This is a genomic window from Paenibacillus sp. CMAA1364, from assembly GCF_054373195.1.
This window is the reverse complement of record NZ_JBITNB010000027.1, coordinates 17,499-29,514: the sequence shown is the minus strand read 5'-3', so window position 1 is coordinate 29,514 and position 12,016 is coordinate 17,499. Positions and strand designations below refer to the sequence as shown.

Here is a 12,016-nt window from a genome sequence, read left to right as displayed (position 1 = left end):
TTTGTACAATATTAAAAAGGATAGTTGAAATTAATATAAATATATGATAATTTATAAGTATACCATGTGTAACCGGTTCCACATTATGATGAAAGAGTACAGACACCAAATTTGAAATAACTAGTTTACTTGTTATACTAAATGAACAAGATAAGGGAAATAACACAAATATGCCATGCGTATTTGCTTCATAGAACGGGAAAGTACATGAAGTGAAATAATAGAAGAGGTGATATTGATGTTTAAAATTTGTGTAATAGGAAGTTGTTCAATGGATTTGGTCGTTACATCAACGATTCGACCAGGTGCAGGTGAGACCGTTCTAGGAGAGAGCTTCAAAACAGTTCCTGGTGGTAAGGGTGCCAACCAAGCCATTGCTGCAGCTCGTTTAGGTGCGAATGTAATGATGATCGGACGTATTGGCGAAGACCATTATGGGGAAGCTATTATAAATAATTTTCTTGAGAATCAAGTTGATATTACACATATGCACTCGGCTGTAGGCGTGGAGACAGGAACAGCCCATATCATATTGGCTGAAGGTGACAATAGTATTATCGTAGTCAAAGGAGCAAATGATCAAGTCACACCGGAATTTGTTGAACAGGCATTGGATAGCATTTGCAACTCGGATATTGTTCTTATCCAGCAAGAAATACCGGAGGAGACCGTTACGTATGTGAGTACCTTATGTCATAAGCACAACGTGCCATTATTACTTAATCCTGCACCAGCACGACCTATCAGTCAGGAAATTCTGGAGTACGCTACTTATTTAACACCCAATGAGCATGAATGTACCGTTCTATTCTCTGGAATGAGTAAGAAGGAAGCATTAATGAAATATCCGAATAAGTTATTTATTACGGAAGGTATTGAAGGTGTGCGTTATTATGATGGTACGAAGGAAATACTTGTTCCTACGTATAAAGTGGATGCTGTCGATACCACAGGCGCAGGAGATACATTTAATGCAGCGTTCGCAGTTGCACTAGCTGAGGGTAAATCGGTAGAAGATAGTGTGAGATTCGCTAACCGTGCTGCGTCTTTATCTGTGACAAAGTTTGGTGCTCAAGGTGGAATGCCTACACGAGCCGAAGTGGAAGAGCATTTATAATGAATCAAGTGAATTAGGTTATCGTATGATGACTTTTAATAACTTTATAATAACGTAAAAACTGCCTTCTCATTATTGGGGAAGGCAGTTTTTTGTGTATTGAATTAATAAATTTTCTTAAAGCTATTGACATGTTGGTGTACTATGGTAATAATACAGTTAGAGTGTATGAACTAAGCAGTACATACACCGATGAGGAATGCGAGGTAACAGGATGAAAATAAATGAAGACTGGACGGAAGTAGCTTTCAATGGCCGAGATCCGGTGTATCTGCAAGTTGTAAAACACTTCAAAGAACAACTTGTAACGGGGCGATTGGAAGCTGGGCAGATCATCCCTTCTCGGAGAGAGTTGGGGGCAATGCTTAAGATTAACCCTAACACGGCACAGAAAGCATATAAGGAAATGGAGGAACAACAGTTGATTGTAACGGAAGGAAATTCGCCAAGTCGAATTACAAGTGATGAACAAGTGTTACAAATGATTCGATCTGAATTAATTAGTGACGCTGTCGATGCATTTGTTGCATCTGTTCGTAAAATTGATGTTCCAGTAGATGAGTTATTGGATATTATCAAACACAAGTACGTTGAAGGGAAAACAAATGTAAATCACGCAACGTTGGGAGGTGACAGTCATGATTGAAGTTACTCACTTACATAAAAAGTATCGCGGTCGGAAAGTTCTAAACGATGTTACTTTTACGGCGGAGAAGGGTGAGATCACTTGTCTGATTGGCAATAATGGGGCAGGTAAATCAACGATACTTAAGACAATTATGGGATTGGTCCCGCTTCAATCCGGTACAATCCAGATCGATGGTAAACCGATATACCCTAGCATGTATGAGAAAGTATCATTTATTCCTGATCATCTTACGATGCCACTAGGCATGAAGATTTCTGAAGCACTTCAGTTCATGGCAGACTTCTATACGACGTGGAATGTAGATCGGGCTCAGGAACTCATGAAATTCTTTACATTGGATCCCAAAGAACGCATTGGTAACCTATCCAAGGGAACAGCGGCCAAGTTCAACCTAGCTTTGGGTCTTTCACAAGATACAGACTATGTGTTAATGGATGAACCGTTCTCAGGGATTGATATGTTCAGCAGAAGTGTGATTGCTGAGGTATTCACTAGTCATTTGATCGAGGACCGTGGCGTTCTACTCACCACACATGAGATTGCAGAGACAGAGCATTTGATGGATAAAGCTGTAGTGATGAACGATGGAGTCATATGTCGAGATTTCTATTGTGAACAAATGCGAAGCGAAGAAGGAAAGTCAATCATTGATGTGATGAGGGAGGTATATCAGCCATGAAGAAATATCTGAAACTCCTTCATATGGAGCTAGACCGATTTAAATACATTTTGGCAGGACTAATGGGAATAACCGCATTATGTCAATTTGGAGCCGTGATCTGGTGGAGTATGAATGAACTATCCCGAAGGGAAGAAATGATTAAGCAGTATGAGAGTTCAGTAGTGTTTAGTAGCTATTCTTTTGTGGATATGATCTCTAGCACACAAATTCTTTTTTTCATTCCGATATTGCTCAGCATTGGGGTGCTAGTCATTTATGTGTTTCTCATTTGGTATAGAGATTGGTTCGGAAGAAATGCCTTTATTTATCGATTGTTAATGTTACCTGGCAGTAGACAACACATTTATTACGCGAAAGCGACGGCTATTCTTCTGTTTGTATTCGGACTTGTCTCTTTCCAGCTGGCAATACTTCCTATCGAAAAATTGATTTTTAATATGATCATCCCCTCTGATATCAGAGAACCATCTCATTTATTAGATATTATAGGTGGAAATCAAGCATTGGCCATGCTTATACCTGAGAATTTCGATCAATTTCTACTTAGTTATGGTTTAGGTATGATCGCTGTTCTAGCTATATTTACTGCGATTCTGATCGAAAGAAGCTATCGTCGGATTGGTGTATTATATGCCATTGTATATTTAGCCGTTTGTAGTATAGCTACGTTATTCCCCATTTTCATTATGGAGATCAGCAACGGAAGTGGGTATTTATATCCCAATGAGATTTTTATAATCGAGGTACTGATGTGTATTAGTGTTCTATGTGTATCGGTGTGGTTTGGTTGTAGACTTCTCGCAAAAAAAATAACAGTGTAAGGAGGAACATAATGAAACGTTATTGGTTTTCTATCCTATTGAGTGTATTTATTGTGGTTGGAACGGGTACGTATTATATATTTGGCACAAATGAACAATTGCCAGAGTATAGACTTACGACTGTTCAAGGTGATGAGAAAGAAGGAGCAGCAATTCTTCTTGAAGGTTTTTATATGGAGAAATATCGAACCAAACATTTGAATATAACAACGAAAGGGAGCTTTTCTCCATCTGATCAGCCCTTGTACCGTCAAATATCAAATTCATGGTCAAATCAATTTCCATCAGATATCCGTCAGATCATCCAAGATCATCGTTCTTTCATGCGTGGGAAGGAGCGTCATTATAATGGTGGGTTGTATAAGGATGACAATATCATTATTTCAGTGGAAGCTGTTGTCCGTAATAAAGATGTTACCAAGCCACAACTTGCGCTTCGTATAGAGATTCTTGATCAAGAATCGGGCAAGACAATCCATTACGAGACAGTCCTAGATAATCTAACGTATTATACCTACAGCCATGTAGCTGATGTGCAGGTCATAGATAATGAGATTCATATCCTTACTATGCAGATTCCTGGAGAATTGGATAAATTTCAGAATGTAGGAGGCGAAAGTTCTGAACAATATCGTTATAATATTGTAGATATGAAGAGTGGTATTCTAAGAGGTGATGAGATATTAGACTTTGGAATTCCTACTGCGGATGATATGGAATTGTATTATAACAGCATCACGCATGCTGTACTTTCAGCCCCTAGTGATTACGCCCTATTTACTGTACAAGAAAAGAAACAAATTGAAAGAGATGAAAATTATCAAGAGAAATTAGTTGATAAGCATATGTACTCTTTTAACTATAGAACAGGTAAATTAAAAGAAATACCAGCGCTACAACATGCAGATAAAAACTATGAGCAAGGTGCATATCAATTAGAATATTTACAGGATAATGTTCTAACTACACTTATACTAGATTCGAATCTTATAACATGGTCACGTTACAACATAGATACAGAAAAGTTAGAACCAAGTAATTTCACATTGACACCCCCGCAACTTGGTGCGGATGCGATAATAGAATCAAGATTCATTCAAGGGGATCAACTGTATATCTTATACTCTAAAGATCAGATTCCTATGACTGCTATTGTAAATACATCCAATGGAGATGTTGTATACAAGGGGCAAGTTGTGTCGGATGGTGAAGCATCCGACAGTATGGAGCCAATAAAGAAAATAGAATTGCGTAATATACAAGCTATTGAATAAATGTAGAGAATAAAGAGCCTTGAATCTAACCTTCAAAGGCTCTTTATTTATATAATGTAGTGTTTTTGGAAGGAAACTGAAAACCTTCAGAGAATATAATACATTTGGGAATGATTAAAAGCATGTATGATTGGAGGTCTATGTCTTGAAACTTAAAAGTCTAGTGGAACAATTAACAATAGTCACCGTTCATGGAGAATTAGAAGTTGACATAACGGGCATTAGTATGAATTCACGGGAAGTGCAGCATGGTGATGTATTCGTATGCATATCAGGCATTCCAGGCATACAAGAAGATCGTCATCCCTATATAAATCATGCCATCGAAGCAGGAGCAGTCGCTATCATCGTTGAAAAGGACATCATCGCTAATGTCCCTACGATACGAGTACCGGATGCACGATTTGCGCTGGCCGTGCTAGCTTCACATTTCTATGGTTATCCAAGTCAACATCTCAAGTTAATCGGCGTAACCGGAACGAATGGTAAAACAACGACAAGTCAAATGATTGAATCGATTCTGACCTATTCTGGCTATCGGACGGGGCTCATGGGTAACTTTGGAACCAAAATTGGAAATACGATACATAAGAGTAACATCAATACGCAAGACCCACATCAATTGCAGGCCAATTTATCTAAGATGAATGATTGTAATACGGATTACTGCGTTATGGAGGTCACTTCACAAGGACTTCATATGGGGCGCGTCTTGGGTTGTGATTTTCGAACAGCTGTTTTTACGAATTTAATGGGTGATCATCTGGATTACCATGGAACGATGGACAACTATCTTCAGGCTAAAGGGTCTCTATTCTCTCGAATGGGTAATTCATTTGGAGTGGAGTCTTCGAAGCAGAAGTTTGCTATTCTCAATGTGGATGAACCCGCATCCGAAGTATTTCATAGCTTAACAACAGCACAAGTCATAACATACGGTATTCATCATCCTGCAGATGTGATGGCAGAAGACATTCGAATAACGACAGATGGAATAACGTTCCGGCTCATTTCTTTTGCGGGGACGACCATGATCACCATCAGAATGGTTGATAGATACCATGTCTATAACGCTCTTGCCGCTATTGCAACTGCTCTAGCTGAACACATCCCACTCGATGTGATACAAGAGGGATTGTATGAAATCAATCTAATTACCGTTCAGAAATGAGGAAGAAGAGCATGCAAGAGTTCGTCGGCTATTGTAATGAATGTGGTAACTCAAGCTTCTGTTTGGATGGATTTCTAAATGGCATCGTATTGGAAGACAAATCTTTATTATGCTTTGATTGCTCTGATCAGGATATCAGTGCAGAGATGGACGGAGGGGCGTAATGAAGAAGTTGGTAACTATCATAGCTTGCATTATAATGGTAACACTTATTTCTTCTTGTTCTTCTAAGTTGATTATAGGAAAGAATGTAGAGATAACTTCACCCGCTTATATGTACAATCAGGAGTTGAACATCAATAAGGAAGTCAAAGTGATGATGAGTGGATTTTTTAACGAGGAAGAGGACTTCTTTGAAGGTACATTGACAATAGAAGATATTTACTTTTCAAAGGTATTGTTTTCTTCAGGTACAGGCTTAATCTCATACGATGGGAAGGAACGGACATTCTCGGGTCAAATATATTATGATGAGCAAACACACGCTTACTCTATGGAGTTGAGCGACAAAGAACTCCTGCGTGAATTAACAGGTAATGTCCTCGAGGATGGTACATTGATTATTAGTTCACCTGCAGATACATTAGGAGATGCAATGGAGATCAATGAAGATTTAAAAGAGAAAACCTATAATGAAACATAACCACATTCAGTCACGTCTATGATGTAAGAAATATATAATGAAAGGCGGGGTTCATCTATGAAGAAATTAACATCAATCATGATGGTGTTCATGGTCATCTTGGTATTGACCGGATGTACTTCAACGGGTAAATCCAACCCAACAGAAGAACCAGTTCCACCAGATGAGAACACGGTATCAGAAATGCAGGAAGGATTTATTTTCGAAATAAAAGAGGGCAGTGTACTGGTATTAGACAACGTGCAATCAGAAGATTTCGACAAATCTTGGACGGACATATTTGAGGGTTACCAAGGTAACGCAATATGGCTTAAATCACCTCAAGCGGCAAACTTAAAAGTAGGACAGAAAGTGCAATATTGGATCGATGGGGGCGTTGAGGAGTCATTTCCTTCACAAGCGTTAGCCGAGAAGATTGAAGTGATTGCGGAAAGATCCTACGATAACAATGCTTTTAGGAACGTTAAGGCTACAGGTTCCAAAGGTAAATATACCATAACAGGTGAGGGTCGTGTGTTTGAAGCAACAATGAATTATGCCGTGTCAGACGGTCATAATTATCTACTGGAGAATTTCATGACGTTGGATATGGGTGCTCCAGAATGGTCGGCTTTTACACTGGAAATTCAAATTTCTGAGCATATGCTACCTACCAATGGTACTCTGATGTTGGAATTATTCGAACTTAGTGCCAAAGATGGCAGTGTCATACATCTGCTTGCTATTCCTCTTGAAAGTTTTCAATAGAAAAAATAAAAAGAGTGGTTTACATAATATTAATTATGTAAACCACTCTTTTTTTTGATGCTGTTATTTTTTAAAAAATTTAAGAAGCAATCAGTTTTTTGTCTTTAGGTAGTAAAATCGCAAGAATCCCTAGTAAAGGTAAATAAGAAGAGAGATTCATGACGAATTCGATGCTTGTGTGATCCGCAATGTTACCCATCACGGCAGAACCTAACCCACCTAAACCGAAAGCCACTCCAAAGAACAAGCCCGATACTAACCCAATCTTACCAGGGACTAATTCTTGTGCGTACACAACGATAATAGAGAATGCTGACGATAGGATGAAGCCCGCGAGAATACTTACGATTGGAACCCAAAATAATGATACATGTGGCATAAGCAACGAGAAGGGTGCCGTGCCAAGAATGGATAACCAGATAATATTCTTACGTCCGAATCGATCAGACAACGGACCGCCAAAGAATGTACCCACCGCTGCCGCCGCAAGAAATGCGAACAAATAATATTGCGCTTGCTGTACGGTGACACCGTGATTTTCAATTAAGAAGAAGGTGTAATACGATGTGATACTAGACATATACACATGTTTGGAGAACACTAGGAATACTAATACAGCTATTGTACCGATAACCTGTAATCGAGTTAGACTATGGTTACGCTGGGTACTTAACCCTTTATTCTTCTTAGTTGATGCAACATGCAATGATTGTTGGCCATACCACTGTGCTACTTTGAACTGGATTATAATAGCCGTTAGTGCTGCTAACGAGAACCAGATTACGCCGAATTGTCCTATTTTCACAAATACGAGTGCGGTCATGATGGGTCCTAGGGAACTTCCGATGTTACCCCCAACCTGGAATATCGATTGTGATAGTCCACGTTTACCACCACTTGCTAAGTAAGCTACACGTGAAGATTCCGGATGGAATACAGCTGAACCAATACCGATGGAAATGACCGCGAACATGACGATAGCAAAGTTAGGTGCGACCGAGAGTGTAATGATTCCAATCAACGTAAAACACACACCCAATGGTAGTATGTATGGTCGTGGTCGAATATCAGCATACAATCCAACCAAAGGTTGGAGTAAAGATGCCGTAATATTCATGGCGAATGCGATAAGTCCAATCTGACTGAAGCTTAGATTCATGGAATCTTTCAGAATGGGGAATAGGGCAGATACCGTAGATTGCATCGTATCATTTAATAAATGAACAATACTGATGGCGAATAGAATAGGGTATACCGTTGTTGCACTAGATGACCCAGCTGATGATTGTGTCTTAGATCCTGTCAAAATGTAAACCTCCTGAGCATCATGCATATTTATGAAAAGATGTGCAATGAAAAGCACCTATACCATTATCAATGATATTGTTTAGTTTGTCACTGATTAGATGAAATGAATCAGTAATTATGCTAAAATAAACAGCGTATAACATAAATTATACGCTGTTTCATTTTAAAACCATTATAATAAGGTTGGGCGACCACCAATGCAACAAAATTGACTCCTTAAATAGGAAAACGGACACCTATTTGACATAGATGTCCGTCTGTTAAGTTCAAGATATATTGTACAAGTAATAAGTAGAATCAAAAGACTAGAATCCTTCTTTTAACCATGTTGTTGCAATTTTTATCGCAGCTTTTTTCGCATGGGTATCCGCTAATGCATTTAGCATGACGAAATCGTGAATGATCCCTTGGAAACGAATAGCTGTAACATTGACACCTGCTTCACGTAACTTGTTGGCATAGGCTTCACCTTCATCACGTAGTACATCTGCTTCACCTGTCATAATAAGAGCATCGGGAAGATCTCGAAGTTGCTCGATCGACGCTCGTAGTGGAGATGCTGTTATTTCATCACGATCTGAAGCAGATTCCGTATACTGATCCCAAAACCATTTCATGCCATCACGTTGTAGGAAATAACCTTCAGCGAATTCATGATATGAATCTGTGTCGAACGAAGCATCGGTCACTGGATAGAATAGTAATTGTTTCTGTATCTTTGGACCTTTACGCTCTTTGGCCATTAATGTGATTGCCGCAGTCATGTTGCCACCAACGCTATCTCCAGCGACAGTTAGTTGATTTGAGTCAAGACTGTGTTCTGTTCCATTCTCTGCTATCCATGTCAGAACTAGATATATTTCTTCAATAGCTGTTGGATATTTAGATTCGGGTGATAAGCTATAGTTAGGAAATACAATGGCAGCATCGGCACCAACTGCTAATTCTCGTATTAATCGATCATGTGTATGATCATTACCAAATACCCATCCTGCCCCATGAATGTAGAGGACGACAGGTAATGTCTTAGAAGACGAATGTAGTGGACGTACAATTCGAACAGCTATATCACCATTTGGGCCATCTGAGATGGTGATATCTTGTACATCTGCTTCAGGCTTAGCAATGTCACCAGATTGTACCTCATCTACAGTTTCACGTCCCTTTTTAGGACCAAGATCCGAAAGGAATGGGGGTTTCGAATTATCATCTGCAAATTTCTGAGCTTGGGGTTCTAGGATTACATTTTTATTGTTGTTCATGATCAATCGACTCCTTTGTTATATCATAGTCATGTTCATGTTCATTAATACTTAACCATATAATTGATGCACGAATCGAAAGTATTCTATGGTAGAATGGATTATCGTAGTGAATCGGAGGTGGTGAAGCATGAATGTAGACAACGAAGAATATGAAGAAGCGCTGGATGCCTTCGGCATCTGGATGAAAGATGCCGGGTACACAGCTCACACACAGAAGTCATATCTTAGTGATGTAATCGAATTTTTAAATTCATTACAACATAAATCTTTAGAGAACGTGAAGAAGTTTCATGTTATCTCATATTTATCCTCTGTTCGTGAACGTGGTGTGAGTGATGCGACACGTAATCGTAAACATGCGTCAATATCTTGTTTCTTCAAAGCTTTAATTGATTTGGAATTACATCATATCAATCCAGCTGTGGATGTTAAGAAATCAAAGACAGACAAGAATCAAACACCAGTCTACTTGGAAGAATCCGAAATGTTGAAATTCTTCAATGTGGTGGAAGGGAAATACCGTAAACGTAATTTGGCTATATTTTTATTGATGGCATACATGGGATTGCGCGTAGGAGAGGTACATGCGTTAGACATCGCCAATTTCAATGTTGAACGTCGGTTGCTTAACGTATACGGTAAAGGGCGTAAATGGCGGACTATTCCTGTGCCGGAAACCATCTGTCCCATGATAGAAGAGGCTATTGAAGAACGGATTCAGCCTAAAAGAAACAAAGAAACAGCGATGTTCATCTCACAAAAAGGCAGAAGGTTGTCTATCCGTGCTATTCAACAAGCCGCAACGGACACATTCGATCGGTTTCAGTGTGATGTCTTACCTATGCATCGCATGCCGTATTCAAGTCACAAGCTTCGTCATTCCTTTGCAACGATGCTCCTAAGGAAAGGTGCAGATCTGAGAACAGTACAGGAGTTACTTGGTCATTCCTCTATTCAGACAACTACAGTGTATACTCATATTACAAGTAGAGAGAAAGAAGAAGCCATGTCGAAATTGAAGTTAGATTTACCGGATCCTATAGCAGATAGAACTAAAATTGGATAATATAGCTATCACGGTACTCAAAATATATTTACGCTATTTTTTAGTTTACATAATGTTTATTATGTAAACTATATAAGATTAGGAACTTTAAAAATTTTATATAATGTAGTTATTAAGAATATATCCCAATATTTCATTAAAGGAGTCCAACATGCGATTTAATGTACAATACCTATCATTTTTTGTTATACAGGTGGAGGGCCGTGATGGTCAGACGGTTAAGAATTATAAACACTATCAAACACTAGATGACCAACAATACTTAGATAGCGAAATTAGCAAATTTCTTGATGGAGAATTTGCCCGGACAGCGAAACGTAAGGTAGAGAAGAACCCTAGTAGTGAGCAGCCCCCTACAAAAATTGGACGTTTTATTGTTGAGCCAGGTCATGATCTAGATAGCAATCCCAACTTCAATCTATTTCTACGTCTTCGTACCACAGATAATTCAGAAGATTTCAAAAATGCTTGCGATGATCTAATCCGCAGTTATTTGGATACAAGTGCTGTTCGAGGTGGTGCTCTTATTATCGTACAAGCAGTACTGCCAACACATTTGGATGATCCCTTTATATTTGTATTTAAATGTGACTTTGAACAAAAGATTGCACGGATATCAGACGAGAAGAGTCTTGTCAGTCAAGTTGAAATGGCCATTAATGCGCGCAATATGAAATCAATTCAATATCCGTACATGCCAGAAGAAGGGATTATAGAAGATTGGGAACTCAAAATCCATCAATCCTCACATGCTAGATATTTCGAAGACTTTCTGAAATTTGTAACTTATGAGCAATCCATTCCAGAGATCGTAAATGAACATGTTATGGATTTCGTTCAGACGTATTATGTTGAGACGAAATGGCCTGACGCAAGTCAAGAAGAACGGCATCAAGAAGAACGTGAATTAGAACTGTGGGCAGCAAGTGATAAGCGGAGTTTACATGAAAAGTTAGAACCAGAACAAGTGATTGAAGCAGCATCCCGAATTGTTGAGATTAAGCCGGAAATAGAAATCAAATTCAAATTAGATGAAACGTTAATCAAAGGATTACTGTCGGATTATGGCTATAAGATTCATCTTACAAAGTTAAATGATGGCTATGCTGTTATCATTGAAGGAGATGCCTTTACTTTTGATAAAAGCTACTCCCCCGTTGAGTTGTTGCAGCCTGAAAGTTTTCGTGTCGTATCCGAAAGACTATTACAACCACGTAAGGAATTAGACCCCGATGGATTGGATAATGAGGGTAATAGGTAGGATCTCGAATAT

The 12,016-nt window shown here is 38.9% G+C and carries 13 protein-coding genes; 11 read left to right on the top strand and 2 right to left on the bottom strand.

Translation table 11 applies throughout. From position 1 onward, the window contains the following. Positions 1–238: 238 nt before the first annotated feature. From rbsK to ACH8E3_RS13955, 9 genes are all read left to right on the top strand, one after another. Entirely contained in the window at positions 239–1,117 is an 879-nt protein-coding gene (gene rbsK / locus ACH8E3_RS13995; RefSeq protein ID WP_458633260.1) for a ribokinase, read from the top strand. Positions 1,118–1,331: 214 nt separating this feature from the next. Next, positions 1,332–1,763, top strand: coding sequence for a GntR family transcriptional regulator (locus ACH8E3_RS13990; protein WP_458633259.1), 432 nt, complete (start codon positions 1,332–1,334; stop codon positions 1,761–1,763). Then, positions 1,756–2,445, top strand: coding sequence for an ABC transporter ATP-binding protein (locus ACH8E3_RS13985; protein WP_458633258.1), 690 nt, complete (start codon positions 1,756–1,758; stop codon positions 2,443–2,445). Before ACH8E3_RS13990 ends, ACH8E3_RS13985 begins: the two co-directional genes overlap by 8 nt. Continuing rightward, on the top strand, positions 2,442–3,269 hold the full coding sequence (locus tag ACH8E3_RS13980) for a hypothetical protein (protein ID WP_458633257.1): 828 nt from the start codon (positions 2,442–2,444) through the stop codon (positions 3,267–3,269). Before ACH8E3_RS13985 ends, ACH8E3_RS13980 begins: the two co-directional genes overlap by 4 nt. A gap of 11 nt (positions 3,270–3,280) precedes the next feature. After that, positions 3,281–4,543 (top strand): hypothetical protein, encoded by a 1,263-nt coding sequence (locus ACH8E3_RS13975; RefSeq protein ID WP_458633256.1) that lies wholly within the window; start codon positions 3,281–3,283, stop codon positions 4,541–4,543. Positions 4,544–4,688: 145 nt separating this feature from the next. Beyond that, positions 4,689–5,714 carry a Mur ligase family protein gene (locus ACH8E3_RS13970; protein WP_458633255.1) on the top strand — a complete coding sequence of 342 codons (1,026 nt, stop codon included), beginning with the start codon at positions 4,689–4,691 and terminating at the stop codon, positions 5,712–5,714. Between the two features lie 11 nt (positions 5,715–5,725). Continuing rightward, a complete protein-coding gene (locus ACH8E3_RS13965; protein WP_458633254.1) occupies positions 5,726–5,878 on the top strand; it encodes a hypothetical protein in 153 nt (50 codons plus the stop codon). Further along, positions 5,878–6,357, top strand: a complete 480-nt coding sequence (locus ACH8E3_RS13960) for a hypothetical protein (RefSeq protein WP_458633253.1) — start codon at positions 5,878–5,880, stop codon at positions 6,355–6,357. Before ACH8E3_RS13965 ends, ACH8E3_RS13960 begins: the two co-directional genes overlap by 1 nt. Before the next feature lie 57 nt (positions 6,358–6,414). Continuing rightward, positions 6,415–7,104 (top strand): DUF3221 domain-containing protein, encoded by a 690-nt coding sequence (locus ACH8E3_RS13955; protein WP_458633252.1) that lies wholly within the window; start codon positions 6,415–6,417, stop codon positions 7,102–7,104. A gap of 79 nt (positions 7,105–7,183) precedes the next feature. Here ACH8E3_RS13955 and ACH8E3_RS13950 read toward each other — a convergent pair whose 3' ends face one another. Next, complete coding sequence (locus tag ACH8E3_RS13950; protein ID WP_458633251.1) at positions 7,184–8,437, bottom strand: MFS transporter; 1,254 nt, start codon at positions 8,435–8,437, stop codon at positions 7,184–7,186. Positions 8,438–8,717: 280 nt separating this feature from the next. Continuing rightward, positions 8,718–9,674: an alpha/beta hydrolase gene (locus ACH8E3_RS13945; RefSeq protein ID WP_458633250.1), complete on the bottom strand. Its 957-nt coding sequence runs from the start codon at positions 9,672–9,674 to the stop codon at positions 8,718–8,720. Positions 9,675–9,804: 130 nt separating this feature from the next. Between ACH8E3_RS13945 and ACH8E3_RS13940 the strand changes: the two genes are divergently transcribed. After that, positions 9,805–10,743 (top strand): tyrosine-type recombinase/integrase, encoded by a 939-nt coding sequence (locus ACH8E3_RS13940; RefSeq protein ID WP_458633249.1) that lies wholly within the window; start codon positions 9,805–9,807, stop codon positions 10,741–10,743. Between the two features lie 151 nt (positions 10,744–10,894). Then, complete coding sequence (locus tag ACH8E3_RS13935) at positions 10,895–12,004, top strand: DUF3900 domain-containing protein (protein ID WP_458633248.1); 1,110 nt, start codon at positions 10,895–10,897, stop codon at positions 12,002–12,004. Positions 12,005–12,016 lie beyond the last annotated feature (12 nt).

Coding starts and splice junctions, on each gene's coding strand:
- ACH8E3_RS13945 (WP_458633250.1), bottom strand. CDS start 9,674: ATGAACAACAATAAAAATGTAATCCTAGAACCCCAAGCTCAGAAATTT.
- ACH8E3_RS13960 (WP_458633253.1), top strand. CDS start 5,878: ATGAAGAAGTTGGTAACTATCATAGCTTGCATTATAATGGTAACACTT.
- ACH8E3_RS13955 (WP_458633252.1), top strand. CDS start 6,415: ATGAAGAAATTAACATCAATCATGATGGTGTTCATGGTCATCTTGGTA.
- ACH8E3_RS13940 (WP_458633249.1), top strand. CDS start 9,805: ATGAATGTAGACAACGAAGAATATGAAGAAGCGCTGGATGCCTTCGGC.
- ACH8E3_RS13985 (WP_458633258.1), top strand. CDS start 1,756: ATGATTGAAGTTACTCACTTACATAAAAAGTATCGCGGTCGGAAAGTT.
- ACH8E3_RS13990 (WP_458633259.1), top strand. CDS start 1,332: ATGAAAATAAATGAAGACTGGACGGAAGTAGCTTTCAATGGCCGAGAT.
- ACH8E3_RS13935 (WP_458633248.1), top strand. CDS start 10,895: ATGCGATTTAATGTACAATACCTATCATTTTTTGTTATACAGGTGGAG.
- ACH8E3_RS13950 (WP_458633251.1), bottom strand. CDS start 8,437: ATGCATGATGCTCAGGAGGTTTACATTTTGACAGGATCTAAGACACAA.
- rbsK (WP_458633260.1), top strand. CDS start 239: ATGTTTAAAATTTGTGTAATAGGAAGTTGTTCAATGGATTTGGTCGTT.
- ACH8E3_RS13975 (WP_458633256.1), top strand. CDS start 3,281: ATGAAACGTTATTGGTTTTCTATCCTATTGAGTGTATTTATTGTGGTT.
- ACH8E3_RS13980 (WP_458633257.1), top strand. CDS start 2,442: ATGAAGAAATATCTGAAACTCCTTCATATGGAGCTAGACCGATTTAAA.
- ACH8E3_RS13965 (WP_458633254.1), top strand. CDS start 5,726: ATGCAAGAGTTCGTCGGCTATTGTAATGAATGTGGTAACTCAAGCTTC.